Origin of the sequence: Paracoccus hibiscisoli (genome assembly GCF_005048265.1) — a bacterium.
Lineage (GTDB): Bacteria > Pseudomonadota > Alphaproteobacteria > Rhodobacterales > Rhodobacteraceae > Paracoccus > Paracoccus hibiscisoli.
Genome location: NZ_SUNH01000018.1, coordinates 80,721 through 106,550, shown reverse-complemented (window position 1 = coordinate 106,550; position 25,830 = coordinate 80,721). Strand labels below are relative to the sequence as shown.

Sequence of the window (25,830 nt, the reverse complement as noted above, 5' to 3'; positions counted from 1 at the left end):
TGCTTCAACAAGCTGAAAAACGCACGCCGGGCCGCCACACGCTACGACAAAACCGCTGAAAGCTTCCTGGGCTTCATCGACATCACGTCTATCCGCCTCTGGGTTCGCCTTTTGTCAACATGACCTAAGTTCGAACTCTCTTATGGCCGTGTCGAAGACAGGCTTGATCTGGTAGACGTACTTTGAAATCGTGTCTGCAGTGATGTAAGCGCTGTTCTGATCCCACATATTGTTAGCTTTTGCGGAATGGGATGACGTTGTCGCCTCGCATGAATGCGATTGCACCTTCGGCCTCGATGGCCTGGATTGCGGTATTCCGAGCGTCTTTGTCCGAGGCGAACTGATCGTCCCAAACGTGACTGGTTCCTTCATGATCGACCACTTCGAGGGACCAGGTTTTGCCGTGTTCAAGGCGGTAGATTTCGATGGAGAAGGGGAAGCCGTCGATGATGACGTGCTGGCTCTTTCCGGAGGTGACCAGATTTGGTTCGTCTTCGATCATCGGCGGCGCTCCGCGGTTATTGATCTTTCGACTATGCCGCCTGCTTTGGTCAGGTCAATCAGTCGAGGACTGATGCGCCCAGTTCCATGGAAGAAGGTCGTCGATCTGGCTTTGCCTATGGCCTTGGACGATTGCGGTAAGGGTGGCTGAGAGCCATGCGTGGGGATTGACGCGGTTTATCTTGCAGGTCTCGATGAGCGAGGCGATGACGGCCCAGTTTTCGGCTCCGGCATCATGGCCGGCGAAGAGGGCGTTCTTTCTATTCAAGGCGATGGGGCGGATGGTTCGTTCGACGGTGTTGTTGTCGATCTCCACGCGGCCATCGGTGAGGAAGCGGCCGAGGCCGTTACGGTATTTGGCGATATAGGCGAGCGCCTCGCCCAAGGGTGACTTGGCGGAAGCGCGGGCGCGATGACGGACCAGCCAATCGTCGATACGGGCGAGGATCGAGGCGGAGCGTTCCAGCCGGATGGACAGTCGGGTGGCGGGGTCGCTGCCACGGATCTCGGCCTCAATGGCGTAGAGGTCGCGGATGAGGGCCACGCCTTCTTCGGCAATCGGCGCGGTTCCGGTGCGGGTGATCTCGATCAGTTTTCGGCGCGCATGGGCCCAGCAATAGGCCAACTGGATGCCCAGACCGATCCGGTCTGGCGCGATCAGCCGATTGTATCCGGCAAAGCCGTCGACCTGTAGGATGCCACCGAAGCCCTGCAATATCCGCTCGGCATGCTGCCCTCCCCGACCGGGGGCATAGGTGAAGACCACGCCTGGAGGTGAGGTGCCGCTCCAAGGACGGTCATCGCGGGCCAGCGCCCAGAAGTATCCGGTCTTGGTCTTTCTAGCCCCGGGATCGAGAACCGGGGCGCGCGTTTCGTCCATGAACAGCTTGGTGGACCGTTTCAGATCGGCGAGCAGCGCGTCATGCACAGGGCGCAGCTCGAAGGCGGCACGCCCGACCCAATCGGCAAGGGTGGAACGGTCGAGGTCGACGCCCTGGCGGCTGTAAATCTGAGCCTGACGGTAAAGTGGCAGATGATCGGCATATTTGCTGACCAGCACATGCGCGACCATCGCTTCGGTCGGCATGCCGCTCGGGATCAACCTCGCAGGGGCCAGTGCCTGCGTCACGCCGTCGGTGCAGGACCGGCACGCATATTTGGGGCGGCGGGTGACGATGACGTGGAACTGGGCGGGCACGATGTCGAGCCGCTCTGACACATCTTCGCCGATGCAATGCAGGCAGCCACCGCAGGCACAGGTCAGACTGGCGGGCTCGATCACCTCCTCGATGCGCGGCAGGTGTTTGGGCAGCGATCCGCGATTGGGGGCACGCGGCCTGGCCGGGCGCCTAGCGGCGCGATCCTCGGCATCCTCTTCGGCATGGATTGCGGCGATGGCCGTCTCCAGATCCTCGAGCGCCAGTTCGAATTGGTCCGGATCGCTCTTCTCGGATCGCCGTCCGAAGGCTACGTGTCTGAAGGCCGCGACCAGCTTCTCCAGCCGTTCGATGCGCTCGTCCTTGCGTCGACCCTGCGCTTCCGAGGCGATCAGCATCGCCTTCAGTGTGGCAATTTCCTCAAGCAGATCAGCGGTCTTTGGCATGGCCATAGTTTATCACCTGCCGCGGACAATACCCGCAAAAGTTGCTCCAAAACTCAACAAAAAAGGACTATTCCACCGCTTCTGGCGCCCTTGCTGCGATGGCACGAACCCGTCGCCAATCCAGCCCAGCAAACAGGGCTTCAAACAGGGCGTGGTTCATCGTGAGCAGCCCGTCCTTCACCGCGGGCCAGGTGAAGCTGTGCTCTTCCAGCCGCTTGTAGGCCATCACCAGTCCGGTGCCGTCCCAGTAGAGCAGCTTCAGCCGGTCCGCTTTCTTGGCCCGGAACACGAAGACAGTCCCTGTAAACGGGTCCTTATGCAGCTCGTTTTTCACCATCGCAGCCAAGCTGTCATGGCCCTTGCGGAAGTCGATGGGTTTTGTCGCCACCATGACCCGCACCCGGTTCGATGAGAAGATCACGTGCGGGCCTGCAGCGCCAAGACCAGCTCAGCAACACGATCTGCGGGCGTTGTCGCATCCAGACGCAGCATCACAGAGCCAATGATCAGGTCAATCGGCCTCGTGACCGGCGTCTTGGTCTGCTCCGGCCAAGCCACGGGCGAGCCAAACTCCGCACCCGCAATCTCAGGCACGACCAGCTTGCCCTTCCGGGCCAGCGTGCGCCACGCGGACAAGTGGTTCGCCTTCAACGAATGGCGTCGCGCCACCTCGTTCACCGAAACTCCCGCCACCAGCGTCTCGGCCACGATCCGGCCCTTTGCCTCGTCAGACCACCGCCGCTTGGCTGCCGGAGCCGCCAAGAGCTCCACAAACCCAATGGCCTCCATATGGCGCTCACGATGGACTCCCAATGACACCTCCCGTGCAAATCTCAACACGAGGCCAAATCGCAGCTTACGGATACAGTAGGAAGGTGGGGTGGGGACAGCGCTTACGCAGTGATGCCCCTGTCCCTTAGTTTTCCGACATAGGCGTTGGCCTGCTCCCTGCGCACATCCCCAATAATCGTAAGCGCGACGCCGATACCCTCCTGCCGCTTGTGATCTGAACGGGTCATTCTCCACGCGGATGAGCGTTGGAGGTTGGGGCTTGGAACGAGACGGCAAAGTGGGCGTCCATTTGGACGGCTCGAGGGACGGCGGGGTTTCTCGGCTTGAGGTGATCGAGGGCCCGTCCGGGCGCCGGCTTCGCACGAAGGCAGAGCAGGCGCGGATCGCGGCGGAGAGCCTGGTGCCGGGGGCTTCGGTGACGGATGTTGCGCAACGGCACGGGACGACGCGCTGGCAGATCTATGACTGGCGGAGGAAGCTGCGGACGGGGCAGCTTGTCGTGCCTGAGAGCGTAGCGGCCCTGCCGATGTTTGCCGAGCTTGTCATGGAGGGCGCGGCTGCTGGGGCAGAGATGCCCGCGGAGGTGGTGGTTGCGACCGGCGTGGAGATCGTTGTCGGCGATGTCGTGATCCGCGTCGGCGCCGATGCCGATGAGGTCCTGCTGACACGGGCGATCCGCGCCGCGCGGGCGGCGGCGTCGTGATGTTCGGTCAGGGAGGGCCGGTGAAGGTCTATGTGGCGACGCGCCCGATGGACTTCCGCAAGGGCATCGACGGGCTGGCCCTGGCGGTGCAGGAGATGTTCGGTCTCGACCCGTTCTGCGGCGCCGTCTTCGTGTTCCGTTCGAAACGGGCGGACAGGATCAAGCTTCTGGTCTGGGATCAGACCGGGATGGTGCTGGTTCACAAGCGGCTGGAAGGAGGCAAATTCGTCTGGCCGCAGGTGCGGGACGGGGTGATGCGGATGTCGTCGGCGCAGCTGGCGGCGCTGTTCGAGGGGCTGGACTGGCGGCTGGTAAGACCGGAGCGGGCGCGTCGCCCGCTGGCGGCGGGGTGAGCGTCCCGATGCGCGAGAACTCCTGTTTTTACTGGCCCTGAGGAGGGCTTCGTGATTCACTTCCCCGCATGGATGCCGACGCCCTCAGCCGCGAGAACACCCTTCTGAAGGCCCGCCTGGCCGAGGTCGAGGCGGCGCTGGCCGAGGTGCAGGAGGCGAACCGCCGGCTGGAGGGTATCCTGCGCGCCGCGCAGCGCGAGATGTTCGGCAAGAGCTCCGAGAAGCTGTCGCCCGACCAGTTCAATCTGCCGCTCGAGGATGCCGAACTGGCCCAGGGTGTGCTCGCGGCCGCGCAGGAAAAGGCAGAGGCCGCGCTGCAACGGGCGCGCGGGGAAACGCCGCGGAAGCCCGCGCGCAACCGCGGGCATCTGCCGTCGCACCTGCCCCGGGTCGAACGGGTGATTGAGCCCGCCAGCATCCTGTGCCCTTGCGGCTGTGGTGAGATGGCCCGGATCGGGGAAGATACATCTGAGCGGCTCGACGTGATCCCGGCGCAGTTCCAGGTGCTGGTGACGCGGCGCCCCAGATATGCCTGTCGCCGCTGCTCGCAGGCCGTGGTGCAGGCCCATGCCCCTGAGCATGTCGTCCCTGGCGGGCTGCCGACCGAACGGCTGATCGCATGGATCATCGTGTCCAAGTTCGGTGACCACCTTCCGTTCTACCGCCAGGCGGGGATCTTCGAGCGGCAGGGACTGCATCTCGACCGCGGCACTCTCGGCAACTGGGTAGGCCGTGCCTGCTTCCACCTGATGCCCGTGATCGACCACATGAAGGCCCATCTGCGCGCCGCCGACCGCATCTTCGTCGACGAGACCCGCGCCCCGGTTCTGGACCCAGGCCGGAAGGCCACCAAGAGCGGCTACTTCTGGGCCGTCGTCTCCGACGACCGCGGCCATGGCGGTGCCGGACCGCCGATCGTGCTGTTCCATTACGCCCCCGGTCGGGGCCGGGAGCATCCACTGAAGTTCCTCGCAGGATACCGTGGCCGGTTCCTGCAATGCGACGCCTACCAGTCCTACAACGCGCTGACCGAGATCACGCGGGATGAAGGGCCGTGGCAGCTGGTCTATTGCTGGACCCATGTCCGCCGCCGCTTCGTCAAACGCGTCGAGAGCGACGGCTCGCCCATCGCCGAGGAGATGCTGCGCCAGATCGCGTTGCTGTATCGGATCGAGACGACCGTGCGCGGCCACGCCCCTGCCGAACGCCTCGCCGCCCGACGTGAGCATGCCGCCCCGATCATCGCCGCGCTCAAGCCCTGGCTGGAGACCCAGCTGTCGCGCATCCCGCAGAAGTCCCTGCTGGCCGAGGATATCCGCTACACCCTCGGGCACTGGTCCGGCCTGATCCGCTTCCTCGACGATGGCGCCCTCGAGCTCGACACCAACCCGGTCGAGAACCAGATCCGTCCGATCGCGCTGACCCGGAAGAACGCCCTCTTCGCCGGAAACGAGATCGGCGCCGAAAACTGGGCCATGCTCGCGTCGCTCGTCGCAACCTGCAAGCTGTCAGGCGTGAACCCCGTCGACTACCTTGCCGACACCCTCCGGGCCATCCTCGACGGGCACCCCAGATCCAGCATCGAAGACCTCATGCCGTGGCGCTACGCACAGCAGCCGTCAAGCCTCGCCGCATAGGGCCTCAACATCGCGCTTACCAATAATCGCATCCCCGGTGATGCCCATCAGCACTGACCAAGCCCGGTCGAATTGCTGTTGTGCCGTCTTGTTCCTTGGACCTTTGCCCAGCGCGATGTGCTTGTCCTTGGCATCACTCAAAGTTCGAGGGATGGCTTTCCCCATCAGCAGATCAAGCGTCAGGCTATTTTGGGGGTTCGGTGTTGGTTACTCTTCATAGGGCTCAAAAGGCCCTCCTGTCAGCGCTTCAATGAAGCGGTCGATTAGTGGATTGTCTGGATAGCGAAGCCCATCACCGGGCTTTAGCCCAGCTGCCTCCAGACGTCCCAGCGCTGCCTTTGGATCGACGCCTTCGACGGTGCCGCTGCTGAGGTGATTGTCCCATAGCGCATCCTGCCGTTTGGCATGATCGTTAGCCCGCTTCGCCGCCTCTATCTGGTCGCCGGTCTTTAGGGAGAAATACAATACGGACTGAGGCCTGCCCTTAGCATCCAGGTGCAAACCCTCGCAGCCGACGCTAACGCGACGCCTGAAGTACCAGACGTTGCCCTTCTTCTGGATATACTTCGCAGACAAACGGAAAGCCCCTGAGTCGAACAGTAGAACCACAGTGTGTCACCTTATGTGTGACCTGTAGCTAGCTCAACAATCTTCTAAATACATGTTTACAAAAGGGAAGTGCAATAATTTTGGCGGAGGGGATGGGCCTGACATCCAACCTTCTCCACAATTTAAAGCATTGATTTAAAGAGAGAAAAAACTTCTCGTCATGGAGATGGTTCGCGTGTCTCTACTTCCCCTAGTTAGAAGCCGTGAGATTGTGAACGATCGACTGGAACTGCCCCCATGACAACGGCGGCATCGCATAGGGGTTATCTGCAGTCGGCCAACCTTTCCAGCGACTTGTATTAAACGGAACGATAATTGGCTCTTGGACCAGCGGCACCAACGGAGCTTCTTGCGCCAACAACTCGTAGGCTTCGCGCGTCAAGTCGATGACCTCAGGCTCACCCGGCGCCGTCTTCGACATCTCATCGACAATCTGCCCGAACCGCTGCGCCGCCGGCGTGTTCCAGCGAGCCATGTTGTTGTAACCGGGGCTTCTTACACCAATGTCCACAGCGGCATTCGGGTGGTATCGGCGCAGGGACGCGTAAGGGTCAACCACGGAGCCGCAACCCAGCCACGAGTAGGCCGCCTCGAACTTGCCCGGAGGCAATATCCAGGCCCAGAGTTCATCGGCAGGAACGACTTCGACCTCTGTTGCAATGCCGGCCTCGGTTAGGCTTTGTGCTACGACGCCCGCCGCCGAAGCGTCTACTGCCGGAGTGTCGGCCACGTGAATGGTCAGGCTCAGGTCTTCTCCCGCCTTCTCGTAGATGCCGTCGACGCCCTTCGCATAGCCGGCCGCGACCATTTCCGCGTCCCCTTGGGCTGGATTAGCCGTTTCTGGCATGGCGAAGCCCGAGGCTACAATCACATCCACATAGGGTTGAAGCCCGGGGAGCGCGGGAAACAAGGTCTGCGAAGGCTGGTTCTGACCCCCGAACGCGTCATCGACGATCCGGGTCTGATCGACGAAATGGGCGACTGCACGGCGCAGGGCCGCGTCATCCCAAGGCGGACTGATCGTGTTGAAGTCGAGCTGGCGCGGGCATTGGCCGAGCCAGGGAACGGGATCGGTCGCGCTCCAGGCGATGACATTCGGGTTTGCTTCCCGGATGCCCGTAAAAGTCTCGAAATCGACCTCTGGTCCGAAGTCCAGTTCGTCAGCCTTCAGGGCGTCGATCGCTTCCTGGTCCGTTTCAATATAGCGGATCACGACGCGTTCAGGCTCCGGCACGTCCCGAAAGCCCGTCTTGGCGCCCCACCAATCTTGGTTGCGGACCAGGACAACTTCCGTGGCTGTTATGCTGTCGGCGACGTATGGGCCGGAGCCGAGCAACGGCTTCAGGAAGCCAGACCCCAGCGGTGTAGCGGCAAATGTGCTGATGTTGCCTTCCCATACGTGCCGCGGAAGGATGAGGAATGTCCCTTCGCGACGTGCGGCCAACAGATCATGCGGAAACCGCATGTTGGGCTTTCGCAATGTTACGGTGAAGGTCCGCTCGTCCTGAACAGACACGCTTGCCACTTGAGAGCGCAGGTTGACCGCGTTCGGGGAGCGATACGTGTCGCTGTTCAATAGGAGACCAAAAGTGAAATCTACATCGTCTGTGTTGAGCTCCTCGCCATCAGACCATTCGACACCGTCGCGCAATGTAAGTCGCCAAATTCTTCCGTCGGCATTCGGCTCGAAGGCCTCGACGAGCCATGGTGCCAGACGGCCATTCGAATTGGTCAAGTGGAATAATGGCTCGCCAACAATCGCATATGCCGTGAACGCTCCGCTCGTGAGGTCTAGCGGACTTATTCTGTTCCAGTCGGGAGTTGAAAGATTCCAAATCCTAATATCCTGCGCTAAAGAAGCGTTAGGCAATAAAACTCCGAAATAAAACAAAGCAGATGCGATGCTTTGAGATATTATTAGACTAAAGTTCGACGAAAATCCAAACCAATGCATCATTCGCCACATCCCTCAAAAACATCAACCTGCCTTTTAGCAATTTCCTCCGACCACTTCTGTGGCTTGCTACTTTCTGAGAACCACGGTGCGCCTTTGGAGAGCCAGTGCTGGCGATATTTCTGGACATCTGCAAGTTGCCGAACATCATCCCCATAATGAACCCCACAGCAGGGGCAAATCTCGAAAGTGAATATCCCGCTTGGATCTTCGTCTAGGCCCTGCCATCCGCATACGAGACATTGGAAACTTGACTGCGTCATGGTCCTAGATCCAGCCTACGCACTCTCTGGTAGTATTCAACACCGCTTTGTCCCAGCTTTCTTCCCATTTCAGACTCTCCGGGACGGAACAGCGTCTTAATCGTACCAGAGTTCGTGACCACCCCGAATTCACCGGTGCGCTTATTGAACCTAACTAGCTCCCCATTGAGCCGCGTGTGCTGCAGTACATCCCTTCCGGGTGCACCACTGAGGAATCTTCTAGCGCGATCCAGGTAGGTGGTTTTGGAGATATTGTATCCCCACTCCGCAGCTATACCATGTTTCTTCCAGTGCTCCGTCAACTTGGCGGCAGAAGCAAAGTCTTTTGCTTCTGGGAGTACGGAGAGCGCTTTAGAGATTGACTTTCCGCCGACGCCATAACCACCGCCCGGCGCAACTATCCCAACGCCAAACCCAGCCGCTGAAATCAATTTGTCAGATGTGCTTGCATTTGGATCCGAGAGAGTGCTCGCTACATCGTAAGTATCGTACGCACTTAAACCCGCTTCAACGAGCGTCCAAGCGCCAAGTGCTCCCCAGTACACCAGCACTGGAACATTGCCGTCCAAGTCTGTCAGGAGTATTGGATTTTGCCCGGCAAAGGCGTAAGCGCTGAAGTTTCTGGGCGCGTAGACGCCACCCGCCGGAGTTGCAGATAGATAGGATATCTGCATTGGGTCGGGTGATACCCAGAAGCCAAGGTCACGACTATAGTACCGCGCCCCGAAAGACGAGAACCCAGTGGCGGGGTCCAGTTCCTTACCGTGGAACACCGACGGGAGGGACGACAGTGGCTCCTCCGGAGCGGCAAGCTTGTTTGCCGTCAGTTCCAGCCCGAACGGGCTGAACTCCCGTCGTGCGATCAGCGTGCTTTCCGCATCCGTGATCTCGCCCACCGCCAGCACGCTTGCGGTGATCGTGCCAACAGCAATGTCCGGATAGAGATAGGTGACCATCGGCTCCGCCGTCTCGCTGACCGGCGGCGTCAGACTGGCGACGGGAAGATCGCCGCTCGCAAGTTGCACCGTCCCTCGGCCGTCCGCCGTGCGGGAGTAGAACGGCGTCATGTAGATCGACGTGATCTCCCGCTCCGCCTTCTCTCCATCCTCTTCCAGGATTGGGCGATGGATCTTCAGAACGCGGTTGCCAGCGTAATCGTAGACATACTCCTCACGCAGAACCTCGGCGTTGTCCGTCCAGTAGCCGTCCGGCCCACCGAGAACCTTCCTGAGCCGCCCGGCCCCGTCCCAATCGAGCCGGCGATCCGACATGACCCCGGGCGCACTGCCGTTCTCGGTCGTCTTGACCTTGGCGAGGCGACCGACCTCGTCATATTCCAGAGCGCTGATACGGGTCGCCTCGAGATCAGGAAGGGCAAAGCCGATCGACGTCGGCGCGTGCACCGGCTGACGCGGTGCGGGCGTATTGTCATACGCGTACTCCCAACGGCGCATGAACATCGACCCGGGATCGCCTTCGATGTTCAGCTCCAGGTTCGTGATCCGGTGGCCCAAATCAAACCCATAGGTCCCGGCGGCTGTCATCGTCTCCGCGTTCTTCCGGGCGAAAGCGTCGAAACCGGTGAGCCGGTTTGCCCCGTCGTAGGCGAAGTTGAAATGGCTGCGGTAGTTCTCTCGGATCGCTGCGACGTTCTGGTAACCTGCGATGTTGCCGCCGCCGTCGTACTGGTATCCGGTGATCTGCACGGGAACATTGGCCCCTTCCGCCTGCGCGGCCGTGATCGTCGCCATCTGGTTCAAGCGGAGGTCGAGCGGATCGTAGAAAAAGCCTGTCACCGTTCCGTCGGACATCAACCTGACGGCGGGACGGTTGATCCCGTCTCTCACTGACCGGACGAGAGGCTGGCCATTGAAGAGGAGCGCGGCCACCGAGCCGTCCGGTGCAAAGCGGGTTCCGATCGAGAAGCGCGCAACGCAGGTTTCGGGCCCGTCGGCGTTGCAGGCGGTCGACGGGTTGGTCGGGACGCTTTCGTTAAACTCCTGAAGCGTGAGATCGCCGAACGAGGAATAGGAGTTTTCCAGCTCGTAGAAGGCCACCTCAGGCTGGAAAGTCTCTGGGCTGCCTTCGCTTGGCACCATGTCCCAGACCGGAGCGACGATGGAGCGGGTCTCTCTCTTGACCTGCCCCAGTTCGTTGAAGTTGTAGCTTCGAGCCCCGGTGCGGTCGGCGACCAGCGTAACCTGGCCAATGCAGTTCTCGCAGATTCTTCCGGTGACGTCGAAAAAACGCTGGTTTGCGTGATCGTTGGGAACAACACGGTGCGACTCAAGAAGCTCCCCAAACGCCGTAGTGTGCGGGAAGCGATCATAGAAGAAAGAGACCGAGTCCTGCCGATCCTCAGTGCCGCCCTTTTGCCCAAGCGAGTGGTAGGTCATGGAAACGACGCGATCCGCGGCGTATTCGAAACGGCGTATCTCGGACGGTTGATGCACCACTCCGCACGGCATGTCCGCCTCCACTTCGTACGCGAACCCGCTCCGTTCCGTCAGGTTGTTCAAGTTGTCGAACTGATATCGCGTGCACCCCGAGTCGGGATCCCGAACCTCGATCATTCGCCCGAGCCGGTCATACTTTGCTGCAAGCGAGGCTCGGTCTCCCCCCGAAAGGGGGTAGTCGACGCTTGTCAATTGAAGCAAGGGATCGAAATGGTATTCCACAGTCGCGTTCGCGGCAGGACTTTCCTCTGTTTCCCATGCGCGAAGGGCTTCTTCGATCGACAGGCAGTGACCGAGGGTGGTGGAGTAATCTCTGTCATAAGTGTTGTTTGAATCCACAGAGAGGGAATAGTCAGTGGCCTTGTAAAGCCGCTCCTGACTCTCGACCGCAGCCGTGGTCAGTCCCCTGGGATCGGTGTACGAGGCCGTGAGCGCGCACCGGGGCGACAGGACCAAAGTGCGGAATCTTTTGGCAGACTCACCGAGGTAATCGGCTTCTCCGATATCATAGGCAAACTGCTTTGTGGCAAGAACACCAGGTTGATTGCCAGCGAGCCCTTCCACCGCAAGTCGGTGTTGCTCATTGACCGGTCGGTCCCCACTGTCAAAACCTCGAATAACAAGGGGAGCCTCCTGCCGCCCGGGTGCGGCCAGCCCATCGAAAATCGGTCCCAGCATGTCCTGCGCGCCATCCCCGGCGAAGCCCTCGAACACGGCAAACTCGCGACCAAGTACGTCCACGAACCCTCCGGTGGCGACACGGCTTGACCTCGTTTCGGCACACTGTCCGTTTATGCCTCCTCGGGGGCTTGAATTGATTGAGGTCAGCAGGTCCGGACGGACCCCGCTACATACCTCCGCCTCGATAATTGACTGAACTGGCTTACCGGCCCCATCAGTGTACGCTGCCGAGTTTCTGATGGTATCAAAGCTCCTCGAAGCACCCTCGTAGGCGTTGGAACTGGCGAACATTTGAGTGTGGCTGCTAAAGGCGTTGTCGATGACATTTGGCCACCCATAGTTCGCAGCACCCAGAATGTTCCAATGGCCGGTCGTCTCCAGGAACTCGAATTTGCGAACGGCGAGCTCAATGTCCTTCGAGAAGGCTCTATTTTGCCTTGGCGCTGCCCCCCAGTCCCTCGCGAGAAGCCGGAACCTGCCCCACCGATCGAAGTCAAGCAGCAGATGATTTCCGTTTACGTCCCGCGTTCCGCTGACGAGACCATGGTGGGGATCAATCCTTTGTCGCGACCAGTGCGTGACCGCGATCCTTTGGTCGGTGTCGGACTTGTAATCCACATTGAAACCGCACGTTCCGATCGCCTCCGGTGGCTTTCCAGCGCTGCTCGCACCAGCGCCGACAATGTCTTGAACGCAGCGTGTCGATTCAAGAAATGTCGGCGTCAGCAAAAATGGATCGTGCCGATAGTCGTATCGATGCTCCAGCCACTCTCCCTTATCAGTGAGCGGGGAGACCACTTCTGTTATATTTCCAAAGGAATCGTATCCGCTTATCTGCCAATGTTGAATGGCTGAGAAATGCCTCGTGCCAGCCGGCAGACCCGGTACAGTGGTGTAGGCGCTTCTTTGCGCGTCACCGAAGCTGCTTAGCCCGTCGGTAAGGCTCTCGCTCATCGATCTTTTGAAGCCCTCGCAAATGCCCACGCGAAATGAGAACCCATCCTCATTACGCAGTGCAGGATAGAGGCATACGTCGGTCACATTGGCCGGGGTGCCGACCTCATCGGAGGAGCCCTCGAAGAGTGCCTCTCGCATTCGAATCGGCCCCGCGTCAGAGCCTCGCGGCCAAGGTCCCGGCAGGATTGTCTCTGCCTCGGCCAACGACAGTATCGGATACTCAGTAGGGCTATTGCCGAGGGATTGTTTCTCAACTTCGGCGCTTAGACCATTCCGTCCGGTGTAGATCGTCCTTCCGTAGAAGGATGAACCGTCGATCGGAACGCCATTACCGTCCACGTCGCCGATCGAATAGTATGTGACCGCTTGTCCCCACTGGTCGAAATCCGCACCGCCTGCCGAATAGAGTGCTTCGGCGGGCCTGATGGATATTTCAGGGATCATCGTTCCGTTAGGGACCGACAGTCCCGGCTTGGGAATGTGCAAGTCGGAAAAGCGCGGTCGCACAGATCCACCCTGCTGTGCCCAAAACTGCGCCTGCTCCAACCAAAACCCGGACTCACAGGCCTGTTTGGTCAGGGTCGCATGGCAGGAGCGGAGATCTTCGCCACACAGCGCCCCATCTCCCAACACCTCGGGGCCATCCAATGTGGAATTCATGGAACTCGCACTCGCCCACTTGGAGGGCAAGGCAGAGCCGTTGATAAACAGCCCCCGATACCAACGCGCTTGCGCGACTAAACCTGGCGCTTCGCATGCCGGGGTTGCCAAGACACCAAGACTTTCCAAGTGCTCGATCGAATATCCCACGCGTCTTGCGTTGGCGGTTTCGAAGTCGACTGTTGCTTGTAGCTGCGCACGGGCCGTCGACGCGTCAGCAACCTCGGTATGGCTGGATCCGAGCACGACCTCTGCAGTCAGCGATCCCCTCGTCAGGAAGTCTCTGTTTTGATATTGTCTTAAAACCCTTCGAAGCTCTTGGAAACTCTCCCTCGCAAGCTCTCCACCAGAGGAGATGACGTTCTCGCACGGCTCGGCGTTGTCGCGATCGCAGCCGAACGTTGAGACATGTACTTCCGAAAACCCATAGAAAGTTCTTTCAGCCCGATTGAAATAGCCGTCTTCGTAGGTATACGCGTCGATCCTCACGTCCTGCCCATCCGAGTATATGGGCCGACCATGCTGATCCTTCCCGGGGACGAAGCCGTCGAATTCGCTAACTCTATCCGCAACCCAGATCGAGCGGCCCAGCTCCGGACCAGTGTTGCCATTCAGGGCATAAGAGATTTTTTGTTCGACGCCCGTAGGGCTGACGATTTCAGTCAACAAATGGTAAGTCGCGTCGGGATTGTAGTTGAAAGATGTCGAAATAGAGCTTGGTAAAGAGAACTCTGGGACTGAGATTGTACCGTCATTGGCGCTCCGAAAAACTCCACTGACGCGCGCAAGGTCAGGCACACCGTCTCCGTTGACATCTCTTATGTTGAGGATCTCACTTGTATGATTGTTCGACTTCTTTTGCGCCGGATTGAAGACGATCTTGACGTATAGAATGTTTGCGCCAAACGTGAATGCGCTGCCAGCATCAACAAGTGTCGTCTCTCCCGCGGTTGTTTCTGAACCGTCCCAATTCTCAATCTCGTGAAGGCGGCCTTTCAGGAATCCGTTGCCCAGATTGGGGAAAACACCAAGGTAGTTCTTTCCGCCGGCGGAAATCGGGACCACGATATCGGATCGACCATCACCGGTGAAATCCATGATGACACCCTCAGATCCCTGGACCCGTGTCCCAAGTCCCAAGCCGCCCTTTATGCTACCGCTATTGATGTCGAATCCAAGGCGCACACCGAATCCGGTAGAGTACGTTGTGTTGAACGGACGATCGGCGACGAGTTGACCGCCAATGGAGATATCTCCGTCTCCCACTTGGATCGGATCCGTTCGGCCGGAAAGGGAGTTACCAAGACTAAACTGTACGCCCACACCACCACCGATGTTCGTTCCGCTTAGAAGGTCCAATATCCCATCGCCGTTGAAGTCTTTGAGATCCCGGAATCTTGTCTGCTTGCCGCTCTCAAAGCTCAGATCGAAGGAGGGAGAGACAACGGCGTCCATGGATTTTTGGTAGATCTGCGCAAATGTCGGTGGCGAAAGACCAAATCCGGCACCCCGGCTCACGCTCTCACTGGCCTGGCCGTAGCCAGCGCTGGATGTTCCGAGACCCATTGGGTCTGGATTTGATGACGTTCTGGAGCTGAAATATCGCCACCAATCTTCGCGCAGGAGACCGACCGGTGATGTGAGTTTGGCAGACAGGGAGCCATTGCCTGTCAACAGCTCGGGATAGCCGTCCCCGTTTATGTCGACATAGAGCGACGTCGTGTCACTTTTGTTGAAGACCGTGTTGGTGTTGAACGAGAGGCCACCGACACCCACTCCTTCGTTCCTGGAAACCGACTGGCTCCTACTGCCTTGAATTGGAGCGAAGACGTGCAACGCCGTTATCGGGTCTGGCGGGTTTGGGCGGTTCGGCACGCCTGGAGGTGCGCGGGCCAAAAGATTTTCCACGGTCGGGTTGATTACCCTTGCGGTGGTGCCGGTCGGCGGCGGCGGAACTGGTGTGAACGGCGTCACGACCTGGGTTGAGCCATGTATGGCGGCGAACTTCTCCGCGTCCGAGGGTTCAGGGGAGGGACTGAGCGCCGCACAGTACTCCGCGGGCGCGCGATTGTCGTTGCACGCCACCCGCATCATTGCGTCGAGCTCGAATATAAACTGCTCGATGAGCGGCTGTTCCAAGCCTATGAGTGCGGAGACTGATCTTACAGTCGGTCTAGTTTGATGCTCGCCATCGGAATCATCGTGCAGGCCGGCATTTCCAATTGCGCGGTGCATGAAGACGGTGTCGTCTTGGCCAGACCAACAACTCGCGAAGGTGTTTGGCGTTGGGACGGCGCAGATATCGGTTTCCGATATCAACTGGTTTACGCTGACTGTCTGCTGTGTCTCGTGCACCGGACCAAGAAATCTGTGCTCCAAGGGAAAGATGGCCGAGAGTTTGAAAGAAAGCGTGTCACGGCCCTCACTCTTGGTGTCGCTCTCGCAGCCCACAAAATCTCCGGACTCGTTCTCCGAACCCGCACTGCTGATACAGGCGCTGATCGCCCGATCATATCGTCCTCTTGGATTCTCGGGAGGTCGCGCAAACTCGGTTCGACTGTATCTCAGATCCGCGAACGCCGGTGAGACAGACAGCGCGCCGGTGCCGCCACTCTTTTGGGCCCAGAAGAGCCATGACGCACCTGTCTTGGGAAGATTTGGTTCCCGGATCTTGACAAACGATATGCGTTCTGGGTCAGAGAGCATGTGCTTCTGAAGGTATCCGAACTCTGAAACGAAATCGCTCAGCCCCGCCACACCTTCGATGGTCGAGGTGTCCTCGATGATCTCCGCTCCGGGAGTCGCCACCCGTTCCGCTGTCCCCAACGAGTATGCGGTCGCGGGAGCCATGTATTGACGGCTGGCAATAGGTGCATGAACCTTGTCCTGGTCCCACTCTAGCCGAAACTCGTCGGCAGCTATCTCGATTTCGGGGAAGAGGCGGAAAAGCTCCCGTCTGCGCTTGATCGAGTACTCCTTGTCGTCGATCGTCTTGTGGCCGTCTGAGTAAGTTCGATATTCAGCCCCAAGCAAGAGCTCCGACCAAGCGATCCTGGTCCATGGCCTGCATGATCTCGGCAGTTCTTGGCGGTTGATCGGCACCACGCTTCCGCAATCAACAGAATCAAGGTTGGGTGGGACGATCTGCGAAGGGCTGCGCGGTATGATGTAGTCGCCAGAAGGGAGAGGGTCCGTTGCGCCCGCGGGAACCTGAAGTACGGAGAATTTTCCATTCAGTTCAAAAGGGACATTTAGAGGGGAAGTTGTTGCGAAAGCCCTTTCCCGTGGCCGCAGCCTGACGCGAAATTCAACGATATCCAGCGGCCTCGCCTCAAACTCGAAGATCCGGTTTCGACCAACGATGCGATTGTTCTCCAGAATCTGGATCGCGACGCTATCCGCTGGCGGCCCGACATACTTCGCCGTCGCGGTGCTGTAGCCCTCAAGCTCGTCGCAGTCCTGCTTCGCCTCCATCTGGTGGAGGTCCGTGTACAACCCTCTGCCGTTGGGGGATCCGGAACCGGTGCCGGGTACTCTGGAATGCATCAGATCATCAGAGAAGGCTACAACCCTGCCGGGCCTGCGGTTCGTCACGATCCGCTGGAGAATGTCCCCTCCATCACCGGTGTTCAGCCCCGTCGGATCCGGATAGAAGTGCGTTACCGGAGGCCACTTCGGGCCGTGTGCGCCATAGCTTCCGATACATGTTTGCTTGAGCGGGGATGTTGGAGAAATGTTTCCCTCCACATTCGAAGCCGCAGATCCGGTCAGTTCAGAGATCAGAGCCGGTACACCGTTCACCGTCAGAGACAACTCCAGGTCGAAGGCTGGCTCTTCGCTCCTCAAGAACTGTGACAGGATGCGCTCATACGCAACACGATTGGGATGTGGTGTGCCGTTGGCCTGGTTGGGGAAGAGACGAAGAATATCCTCCATCGCGAAGTTCATCAGGAAACGGTAACTGCACAATGCTTCGCGCCCATAGATTGGGCTCTCCACCGGCGCGGCCGACCTCGTGATCGTCCCACAGTTCAAAGGATTAGCCTTGACCGGTAAACGGTAGCCGGATCTAGCAAGCAGCGGAGGAGACGTTAGGGCATTGCGGGGAAGTTCAAGATTTTGCAGGACGCGTGTCAGAAGGGTCTCCGCACTGGACACCTGCTCTTCGAAAGACAGGTGCCTCAGTACCTCGCGAAGCTTCAACCTTTCAGCGGTGGTGTCTGCCTCAGGCCTGTCGTTATCACTAAACTTTAGCCCTTGAAGTTGCAATTCCTCGGCGATGCAGTCGGCTTTGCTCCGCTCGAGCATTGCCCTCCAAAACTCAATTCTCGATGGTGCGAAAGGTTGAACGATCGAACTATCTCGTTCGACTAGATATTGAAAAATCTCTTCAGCGAAGCCGCAAAGACGCGCTATTTGGCGCCCTCGCGCCATGTCCACGTTTGAGTACTCGTCTGCCACAATCTTTTCAAACGCGATGTCAATGCGCGATGGGCTTCCCTCGTTAAGTCTCGGATTTGGTGCCGCGAAAGTGCCGTGTGTGATGCGCCGGTGCTCCACGTCGGGATCTCCGAGTGCAATCGGCAAGTACATTGAGATGATCTTTGATGCTGTGCCCTCGATCACGGTACCCTGTCGTTGTTTATATGGATCTTCCTCACTCGGAAGCTCCGAGTTCGGTGGCACCTCTGTTATCTCTGAAACGAGGCGAGGCGGGGCAATCCACCTGAGAGAGGTCAGACGGCTGTCGAGATTCGTCGCCGTAACGGTAGCGTGCCCCTTGTGTTCGGTCCGAAGCCGAAGTGCGATCCTCCACGGATCTGCATCGTCGCGAAGGAATGCGTCGCAAACGGCTTCATCGGTCACGCAAATCGGTTCGATCGTGACCGTGCAAGTAGCATTTTGCGTACCCAGGCATGATTCGGAAATGTCGTGACGGAACATGAGCGGCAAGTCCGCCGCGCGCCGGTTGCCTGCGGCTGCGCGGCCCCCATGGATGTCCAGACTAATCTGATAATCTTGAGTGAGTGCGGTGCTGATCTCGAACTCGCCCGAGAACTCTCGACGCGAGCCTCTCGGTATATGCGCGGCCGCGCGGGCGTTTGATGTCAAGAGGCCGGTTGCGAGGGTGAAGCGATACCGGTTTTGTCTGTTCAGCAGACAGTCTGTTTCGACGGGCGGGCCTGAAAACTGATCCCGCCAAGTGCAGTCATACACTTCGTCGACCGCGTAGTCCCCATACCTCAAGCCGACGTTGAAGGCAGGATCAAGGTTTACCTCTTTCGTCCCGTCCGCACGCTCAAGTGTGATCCCGAATTCCTTGTACTCGTAACGCGCATCGGGTTGCAGTGACCCGGTGAAGTCGGGATGGACCGAATAGCTGAGATACACGACGTCCCCGGCCTCGGCATCGAGGAGCCATCCGTTCTCATCCGATCGGTGGGCGCAGGGGGACCCGTTCAGCAGTTGGGAGATTTCAAACACGCCGCCTCGCGGAAGGGTCCCCTCGCCACAAAACTCGATTTCGTCGGAGTACTGCGCGCCGTTGGCACGCCGGCTTCGGGATATTTCCAGACGCAAGACGGCGGCGGGCACCCGGGGGAAGGTGAAGGAGTCGCCTGGCTGTACAGAGCTTGGGCAATGAGGTCTGTCGGGGAACTCCTCGCAGTCGTTGACGTATTGATCAAACGCGTGCGCCTTCGCCCGTAGTTCGGGGAAGCGGCGAAGGCCGTTTGAAAGGAGCCTGTCGCCTTCGGGGGTCGGCGCGGACGCGTCCAGTCTGAACTGACCGCCGATTGACAGTCCACCGGTGAGCGGCGCCTCCCACGCCACCGCAGTCTGACTGTAGGAAAGCTGTTCAAGGCGCTCGCTCAGCACATTGAGCGCCAGTTTCATCTGCTCAACCGACTCGCGGAATCCTGGCGGCTTTCGATTCTCCTGTTCCAGGATTTCGCGCGCCGTGGCCTCTCCCGCAGGGCCTGGAAGAGGGGGCGCGAGCGCACTTTCGGGGCTGAACTGAACAAAGCATGTCGCCGGTGTCGGGCATGTCTCTCCCTGGCCGTACAGCACGCGCCCATAGACTACCGCGTCGATCAGCCCGTCCCCATCCCGGTCGGTGAAGTAAACATATGTTCTGCTAGCTGCGGAGTTATAACCAACGCCGAAAAAGCCGTTTGGCACGAATCCCTCAACTCCGAAGCTTTGTGTCGAGTAGCTTGAGATGGCGATGTCATTCAGTCCGGTGACACGCCGACCACACTGGTCGGATGGATAGGTGACCGATCCATCCTGCGCGCGGGAGGCGGCGCAATACTCCAGACCCGTGCTGGTTCTTGTCAGAATGTCTTCAATTCCGTCGCCGGTCACATCAATCAAGGTCGACCCTGAGCGACTCTGGATAAAACTCTGGCCGGCCTTTATGCCTCCACCGATGGATTTGTCGCTGGTGTCTCCTGCGGGGCCGACACCGACGTAGACGGAGGCACCTGTCTCGTCGGTATTGCTTTCTCCAAGGAGACTCGCGCCAGTCAAAACATCAAGGCCAAGTCCTGACAGAAGCTCCTTCGGAAAGCCGATGCCACTTTCCGCATCCCGATGCTGCAGCGGGTTTTCGAACTTATGCTCACTCCACACGAGCGTTTCGGTTTGTCGGTCACATTGCTCGCCGTCATAGGAGAATTCGAACGTCTGCTTGGACTGATCCGCTTGTCCGTCGCCGGAAAGATCCCTTTCGGCGAGTGGTCCATCATAGAGCTTGTTGGCGGACACCGTGACCGATTTCAGCACCTGGTCAAAATTCATGCAGGGGTCATCGCCATTGGTGAGCGCGAACTCATGGCGGCTGTAAAGAATGTCGCGCCGCGGCTCGAGTCGCGATGAATGTGGCTGCCCAGGCGGGTCTAAGCCAGCCTGTTCAGCACGCCCGTCTGTAAGAATAAATTCTTCTGGCCCGTCTGAACCGACAAGCTTCGCTCCTTCCGCTGTAAGCCAGAAGTTGTCTTGAGGTGCCTGATAGTGGACGTCGACCCTTTCCAGCCAGTATTGATGGAAACGAAGAAACCCGAGCCGCGCATCCGACGTATAGCGCTCTTCGACCCGCTCTCGCCATACGAAGTCGACCCGTGTGACACCGCCGGTCGCCGCGCCGGCAAGCCCGGCGCCAAACGCATCATTGTAAGTGATCCGCTCAATGCGCAGGTCCTGAATGCAGCTTGGCGAGGCGCGCGCGCAGTCCGTGTTATCCGTGTGGTAGCGATATCGCGCTCCGGAGCGCGAAGGTTGATTGTCGAACTCCTGACTAAGTCCCCAAACCCCGGCCACGGTTCGCGTCGCGCCGCCGATCGGCATGGCACTCGTCAATATTGACTGCGGGTCCTCCTCAACCTTGTCGCCATCCAGGACGCCTCCGTATAGACGGGTTACCCGGCTTCTTGGGTCCCAAACCTCCCAAAAATAGCGTGCCGGGCTGTTTCCATACCGACGAACAATGAGCGGATCCGTGGAGTTCCTCGGGCGAAAGACGCGAACGCCCTCAACTCTGGGCAGAATTGGTCCACCCTTGTAGAGCGGGGGTATGTCCCGTCCTTCAGCGTCGAGCGCAATAAGCTCCTGCCCGTCTAAGAAATAGTCCTCCGTCTCAAAATTCGGATGATAGATGGGCGATGGACCCCGGACGTGAATCTTGCTTATCTTCAAGTCCCATCCGCGCCCCAGATCACCAATCCCGATATCTGGAGAGTTTGTGATCTTGAAGCTTGGTCCGGGCCCTCTACTCGGCCGCAGGAGAAGCGGAAGGTCCACCGCGACCTGTCCACGGGAGTCCGGCTCGACACGCGGCATTCCCAGCAACCCCTGGTTGGGGTTCACGTCTCCAAGGGTCTCGCCCAATTGGTTCTCGCTGAGAGGACCTGGGGTAGGCAGGTCCGGCTTGACGATAATGCCGGAGATGGCCTGCACCGAAGTTGTCGTGAGCGTGGCGTAGACTTTGGTGGGGTCCGCCTGGTTTGGTCTATGCTCCTCGGCTTTCGTCCAGGTTCCATGAACCGGGTTGAACACAAAAATGGAGGCGCGCCCAAACTCACGTCGTGCGATACCGTCCACGGCGATCCCAACGCTTAGCGTGTCAACCGATATGCCGCCGCCGGATAACCCCTCAATCAGGTAAGAGGAGCAGCCGTCATCGGAGGCGGTCGTGTTGACGAGTCGAGCAGGATTTGCAGCCGCTTCCGCGTCCAGCTTCAAGGCTGGCGTATCATTCTCCTCCAGACATGAGACCAAAAAACCAACGCTTTCTGACGTCTCGATGACACCTAGGTACTCAAGTTCCAGACCGAAAACCCGGTCTCGCCGATGATCTTGAGAAAAGCTCAGCGTCCGGGGCTCTGCTGCCGCGTCAGTTGCAGAGAGCAGCAAAGAGAGCATGAATCCGGCGTAGATTCCTGAAGAAACCGATCTCACTGCCCCCCCCCGCTCTCAAAACATAAACTGGACTTTACTACTTTACCTCAACGCAAGGAATTCTATCGGAGTACGGATGCGATTCACCTTCACCTGACACGAAATCGCGTCGAACCATTTCATTATTAACAAAATCAAACGCGGCGCCACTAATTCCGCTCTCATCGTCTTCGAATATATAGAGAACGCTGCCGGGTGAGTAGCGTATGTGCGACGGCGGCTGGTACTCGCCGTCTAAGGCGAGCCTAGCTGTACCATCCGTCATCTCAAGCCTGTAAGATTGTCCTTGGAACGAGCATTCGACGGAACGTTCTCCGGACCGCCATCCGCCGTCAAACGTGTCAATCAGAGGTTCAATCTGTTGAGCATTGATCGAACTAGCACAAAAAAAATGCGTAGCTAGCAGACATGCGGCCATCTTCCAATGATCAGAGACTTCTTCCATCCTTAAAGTAAGCGCTGGCCCGCTGATTCGATCAAGGTGTTTTTCGGCCATCTCGATCGCTCCAAATTCTTCGCGGTTGAGCCGTGGGCCCAGCAGGAACAGAAGGATCTTCAGCGCGATTGCGCCGTCTCGGAGCGCCGTCTGAGGCATGCCGATCCGGTGAGCGCGGCCACGAGCCCGCCGATCATCGCTGCCCCCGGCGCCAGTCATCAAGCCGGGCGTAGATCGTGACCGCGATCCCACCCAGCGCCACGGCGATGAACACCCAGCGGAGCGTGTCGAGATACGGCACGAGCGGCAGGATGGCGGTCTGCGTCTCGGCCAGGACGCTCTGCGCCACCTCTACGCCCGCAGCGCCGAGCGTCGCGACACCCGCCGCCCCGCCGCCCTTCATCGTACGGCTGTCGGCCAGCATCTCCCGCGCGGGCGGCGTCTCAGCTGCAAACGCGGTCGCCCGTACCCGGAACCGCTGGCCCCACTGACGCGCGGGCCCGAGGTCGACATGCATGAACCCCGAGCGCGGGTAGAAGCCGAAGCCGAGGAACCCGACCTCCCGCGCCGCAGCCTCGAAGGCCATCGGGTCGTGGTTGGCCATGGCGATATCGAAGGCCGCCCCGTCGAGGTGCTTGGAGCGGGTCGCGCCACCAACGGCGCGGTTGTGCTCGGGGCCCTTGCCGGTGGCGTGGCGTTTGATGGTGCCGACCGGCACGCCCTCGTAGGGAATGCCGCGCAGTTCGGCCCATGCCGTCAGCGTGGCCATCAGCCCGCCATAGACATGGGCGGCATCGGTCGCTGCATGACGGCGGACCTCCTCGAACCAGATGGCGACGACGGGGCCCGACAGCCGGTCGATTTCGGTGAGCCAGTTGGTGAAGCGGAGATACCGCATGCCGCCGCCATCAAAACGCCCGGGGCGGAAGGACGCCGTGCCGGAGGTGATCAGCCCGTCGATGCCGTGCAGCGCCCAGCCCGTCGTGGTGCCGAGGTCGAGGGCAAGGATCACCCGGTTGGATCGGGCGACAGGCGGAAGATCGGGGATTGCCTCGCGGCTGGAGGTGGCGAGAGTCAGGACAGCCACGGGTGGTCTCCTTTTCTGGTTGGCTGCTCGGGTGGATGACGACTGCGGCCTGGTGCTTGGCGGTACGGGGCCGCCGTCGTCGGATCGGAATGTGCAGCGAGCGTCGGAGCACGCGCGCGGATACCTCGACGTATGGGAGGCGAGGCCAAACCTGCCGGTTGGCCTCCCCATACGTAGTATGGGGGCTTGCCCACTCGCCTCATCTTCTGGCTGCAAGTCTCTGTACCCGTTGATTTTTTATGGCTCAGAGGATGAGGCGGGTCGATGAGGAAGGCCTTTCTCATCCTCATCGCCAACCCGTTGATTTCATTGGACCATGAGAAAGGGATGAGCATGAGGAAGGCCGCGCTCATGATGAGGAAGTCAGTCATGGGCCTCCTCCGGATAGACCCAGACGGAGGGGTTCTCGACCTCGCGCGCGCGGCCGGAATGGGCGCATTTGTAGTGGGTCGGCAGCACCGCGACGCCCTCGGCAAGGACCTCGCCGGTGTCCGTGTCGATCACGGGGTCGCGGCCGAAGCGCATGTCCCTGATCACGAGATATCCGAAATGCGATTGCGTCCCGGCGTACCCGTGCTCCGTGAAACTCCGGCGGAACTTGATCAGGCCCTTGGTGGCAAGCACCGACAGCCGCTCACGGATGCTGTAGCGCCCGCCGAGATCGTGCTGGTTCTCGAACGCCTCCGCGAACTGCGTGGCGGTGTAGAGCCGACCCTCGGCCGCCTCGTCGAAGATCATCCCCAGGACGACCTGGTTTTTCCGATCCCGCTCGGCATCATGCCTGGCGCCGATGTCCTGGCGCACGAGGCGCTCGTTCATCGGGTTGATCTCGACCCATTGGCCGCGCACCTTGTCGATCAGCTTCGAGGGCAGCGCGGGGCCGTTGCGCAGCTCGATCTCCAACTTGCGCTCTGACGCGTCCTCGTCGGGGCGGTGCAGGATCAGGCCGGAGGTGTAGAAGCCCTGCAGGGCGCTGGCGCCCGAAAGCGCGAGGAACGGATCCTCCTTCACCTGGAGCTTGCTGAGCTTCTTGGTGTGGTGGATCAGGATGACTCCGCAGTCGGGATCGATGTGGTCGCGCAGAACCTCGACCCGCTCCTTGAGGAAGAACATCATGGCGGTGTTTTCGTTCTCGCCGCCGCCGTCCGGCCCGCCGTCGAACAGGTTGCGGATCGGGTCGACGCAGAGGATGTCGGGCGGCGCATCTGGAAATGTCCTCCGGATCGCGCGGGCGACCCGCACGCTGCCCTCGTTGTCGAGCAGCATCTTCAGCTTGGGCGTGGCGACAAAGGTGTCGCGTGCGGCGGCCAGCATCTCCGGTGGCAGCGCGATTTGCTTTAGCCGCTCGCGCAGATAGTGATACTGGATCTCGGCCTGCAGGTAGAAGATCCGCAGCGGCCGTGGCGGCGTGAAGCCGAGGAAGGGCACACCGGCGGCCATGTGGACAAGCCAGGAGATCAGCAGGTCGCTCTTGCCGACCTTGGGCGCACCGCCCAGCACCAGCAGTCCGCCCGGCGTCAGCACCCGGGGCGCGATGATGTCCTCCGGCATCGGGCTCTGATCGTCCAGCAGCGCGCCCAACGTGAAGGCGGGCATCTCGACCGGTCCCGGTGCGCCGGAGTCCAGCCGGATCAGCGGCGGGCCGTATTTCTCGACATGCAGTTCCCAAAGCCGCTCGGATTCCCGCTTCAGCCGCTCTACCGGCCAGGCGGGCCGCAGCATCGCGGCGTTGTAGCCGCAGATACCGATCCAGCCCTCGTCCTTTGTCATCCGGCCCTCGTGGACCATGCGGATGAAATGCCCGATCGCGGCGGACGCGCCCTCGAAACGGGACCAGTCGTCCTGTGCCCCCTCGCGCACCGGTGTGACCAGCACATCGTCCATCGCCGGTTTGTCAGGATGGGTGAACGCCGGCTGCAGTGACACGCCCGGCGCGGGCGGCATGTCGGTGACGGCTTCGATGAATTCGGCCAGATCGCGTTCGCGGTCGGCGTTCAGTTCGACGATCCGCACCTGCGTCTTGAGGTTGTTCTTGTAGTAGACCGAGCCCGCCACTCGGGTCGGCTGATGGGCGGAGCGGAAATGCATGTCGCCGCCGACCTTTGCGGCGATGTCGCCGCGCAGACGGCAGACCCGGCCTATGTCGTCGCCCTCGGCGGGTTCCGTCAGCGCCCACCAGACGTGGCACTTGCGCTGCCCCTCGGCCGTCAGGCCGCCGCTCCCGCAGGAACGAGAACAGGAATTGCGCGCGATCGAGGAACGCCACTCCAACGCCATCGAACACACCTTCCCGGTGGCCGTCGTGCTGCTCGTGCCAAGCTCCCTCTCGACGGAGCAGCGCGGATGAGCAACGATCACGAGTGGCTGAACCTAGTCGAAGTCTCTGGGCCCTTCCCGGCGCTCGGTGGTTCACTGTTCGCCCCGGATCGATATCCCTTCCTCGAAGGGCGGAAAAAAGGCACGAGTTGGCGGAGCGATCCGGCCGAACCCCTGCCGATCGACGACCGCACAGTTCTGCTCCTGCTGGACGCGATCCAGATCTTCGAGGGTCGCACGCTGTCCTACCGGGCGCTCGACGTTGAACAGATTGGTCACGTCTATGAGGGTCACCGTGACGTCTGAGGGGCTGGTGATTGATGTCCGGACCGACGGCGTCTCGGGTGTCATGCGCGACATGATGG

14 protein-coding genes and 2 pseudogenes are annotated in these 25,830 nt (G+C 60.0%); 5 read left to right on the top strand and 11 right to left on the bottom strand.

What is annotated here, in order from left to right:
- Positions 1-123, top strand: a pseudogene (locus tag FA740_RS13635) (IS5/IS1182 family transposase); the annotation flags it as partial.
- Positions 124-232: 109 nt separating this feature from the next.
- Here FA740_RS13635 and FA740_RS13630 read toward each other — a convergent pair.
- The 4 genes from FA740_RS13630 to FA740_RS13615 form a co-directional block, all read right to left on the bottom strand.
- Positions 233-502 carry a hypothetical protein gene (locus FA740_RS13630; protein ID WP_136857318.1) on the bottom strand — a complete coding sequence of 90 codons (270 nt, stop codon included), beginning with the start codon at positions 500-502 and terminating at the stop codon, positions 233-235.
- 54 nt (positions 503-556) lie between these two features.
- Positions 557-2,104, bottom strand: coding sequence for an IS66 family transposase (gene tnpC, locus FA740_RS13625; RefSeq protein WP_136857327.1), 1,548 nt, complete (start codon positions 2,102-2,104; stop codon positions 557-559).
- A 67-nt stretch (positions 2,105-2,171) separates the two neighbouring features.
- The gene (gene tnpB, locus FA740_RS13620; protein WP_136857317.1) at positions 2,172-2,525 is read right to left on the bottom strand and encodes an IS66 family insertion sequence element accessory protein TnpB; all 354 of its coding nucleotides are present in this window, start codon (positions 2,523-2,525) and stop codon (positions 2,172-2,174) included.
- A complete protein-coding gene (locus FA740_RS13615; protein WP_136857316.1) occupies positions 2,522-2,893 on the bottom strand; it encodes a transposase in 372 nt (123 codons plus the stop codon). The genes tnpB (FA740_RS13620) and FA740_RS13615 overlap by 4 nt, the downstream gene beginning before the upstream one ends.
- Positions 2,894-3,155: 262 nt before the next feature.
- On the opposite strand from FA740_RS13615, the gene FA740_RS13610 reads away from it, so the two are divergent.
- From FA740_RS13610 to tnpC (FA740_RS13600), 3 genes are all read left to right on the top strand, one after another.
- Positions 3,156-3,599: a transposase gene (locus tag FA740_RS13610; RefSeq protein ID WP_246053634.1), complete on the top strand. Its 444-nt coding sequence runs from the start codon at positions 3,156-3,158 to the stop codon at positions 3,597-3,599.
- A 20-nt stretch (positions 3,600-3,619) separates the two neighbouring features.
- Positions 3,620-3,952, top strand: a complete 333-nt coding sequence (tnpB, locus tag FA740_RS13605) for an IS66 family insertion sequence element accessory protein TnpB (RefSeq protein ID WP_211243711.1) — start codon at positions 3,620-3,622, stop codon at positions 3,950-3,952.
- Between the two features lie 68 nt (positions 3,953-4,020).
- Positions 4,021-5,589, top strand: a complete 1,569-nt coding sequence (gene tnpC / locus FA740_RS13600; RefSeq protein ID WP_136857313.1) for an IS66 family transposase — start codon at positions 4,021-4,023, stop codon at positions 5,587-5,589.
- On the opposite strand, the gene FA740_RS13595 is transcribed toward tnpC (FA740_RS13600), so the two are convergent.
- From FA740_RS13595 to FA740_RS13560, 7 genes and pseudogenes are all read right to left on the bottom strand, one after another.
- Complete coding sequence (locus FA740_RS13595) at positions 5,572-5,754, bottom strand: hypothetical protein (RefSeq protein WP_136857312.1); 183 nt, start codon at positions 5,752-5,754, stop codon at positions 5,572-5,574. The two genes, tnpC (FA740_RS13600) and FA740_RS13595, sit on opposite strands and share 18 nt — an antisense overlap.
- A 42-nt stretch (positions 5,755-5,796) precedes the next feature.
- Complete coding sequence (locus FA740_RS13590; protein ID WP_136857311.1) at positions 5,797-6,198, bottom strand: DUF6538 domain-containing protein; 402 nt, start codon at positions 6,196-6,198, stop codon at positions 5,797-5,799.
- 190 nt (positions 6,199-6,388) lie between these two features.
- Positions 6,389-8,155: an ABC transporter substrate-binding protein gene (locus tag FA740_RS13585; RefSeq protein ID WP_169306305.1), complete on the bottom strand. Its 1,767-nt coding sequence runs from the start codon at positions 8,153-8,155 to the stop codon at positions 6,389-6,391.
- 256 nt (positions 8,156-8,411) lie between these two features.
- On the bottom strand, positions 8,412-21,590 hold the full coding sequence (locus FA740_RS13580) for an RHS repeat-associated core domain-containing protein (protein WP_136857309.1): 13,179 nt from the start codon (positions 21,588-21,590) through the stop codon (positions 8,412-8,414).
- 73 nt (positions 21,591-21,663) lie between these two features.
- Positions 21,664-22,221, bottom strand: a complete 558-nt coding sequence (locus tag FA740_RS13575) for a hypothetical protein (RefSeq protein WP_136857308.1) — start codon at positions 22,219-22,221, stop codon at positions 21,664-21,666.
- A gap of 34 nt (positions 22,222-22,255) precedes the next feature.
- Positions 22,256-22,744 (bottom strand): annotated as a pseudogene (locus FA740_RS20565) (YcbK family protein); the annotation flags it as partial.
- A 768-nt stretch (positions 22,745-23,512) separates the two neighbouring features.
- A complete protein-coding gene (locus tag FA740_RS13560; protein ID WP_246053631.1) occupies positions 23,513-25,426 on the bottom strand; it encodes an AAA family ATPase in 1,914 nt (637 codons plus the stop codon).
- Positions 25,427-25,492: 66 nt separating this feature from the next.
- On the opposite strand from FA740_RS13560, the gene FA740_RS13555 reads away from it, so the two are divergent.
- A complete protein-coding gene (locus FA740_RS13555; RefSeq protein ID WP_211243710.1) occupies positions 25,493-25,771 on the top strand; it encodes a hypothetical protein in 279 nt (92 codons plus the stop codon).
- Positions 25,772-25,830 lie beyond the last annotated feature (59 nt).

What these genes read in the sequence shown, in the direction of transcription:
- FA740_RS13630 (WP_136857318.1), bottom strand. Translation starts at nt 502, where the DNA reads ATGATCGAAGACGAACCAAATCTGGTCACCTCCGGAAAGAGCCAGCAC.
- tnpC (WP_136857327.1), bottom strand. Translation starts at nt 2,104, where the DNA reads ATGCCAAAGACCGCTGATCTGCTTGAGGAAATTGCCACACTGAAGGCG.
- FA740_RS13615 (WP_136857316.1), bottom strand. Translation starts at nt 2,893, where the DNA reads ATGGAGGCCATTGGGTTTGTGGAGCTCTTGGCGGCTCCGGCAGCCAAG.
- tnpC (WP_136857313.1), top strand. Translation starts at nt 4,021, where the DNA reads ATGGATGCCGACGCCCTCAGCCGCGAGAACACCCTTCTGAAGGCCCGC.
- FA740_RS13595 (WP_136857312.1), bottom strand. Translation starts at nt 5,754, where the DNA reads ATGGGGAAAGCCATCCCTCGAACTTTGAGTGATGCCAAGGACAAGCAC.
- FA740_RS13585 (WP_169306305.1), bottom strand. Translation starts at nt 8,155, where the DNA reads ATGATGCATTGGTTTGGATTTTCGTCGAACTTTAGTCTAATAATATCT.
- FA740_RS13580 (WP_136857309.1), bottom strand. Translation starts at nt 21,590, where the DNA reads ATGCTCTCTTTGCTGCTCTCTGCAACTGACGCGGCAGCAGAGCCCCGG.
- FA740_RS13575 (WP_136857308.1), bottom strand. Translation starts at nt 22,221, where the DNA reads ATGCCTCAGACGGCGCTCCGAGACGGCGCAATCGCGCTGAAGATCCTT.
- FA740_RS13560 (WP_246053631.1), bottom strand. Translation starts at nt 25,426, where the DNA reads ATGGCGTTGGAGTGGCGTTCCTCGATCGCGCGCAATTCCTGTTCTCGT.
- FA740_RS13555 (WP_211243710.1), top strand. Translation starts at nt 25,493, where the DNA reads ATGAGCAACGATCACGAGTGGCTGAACCTAGTCGAAGTCTCTGGGCCC.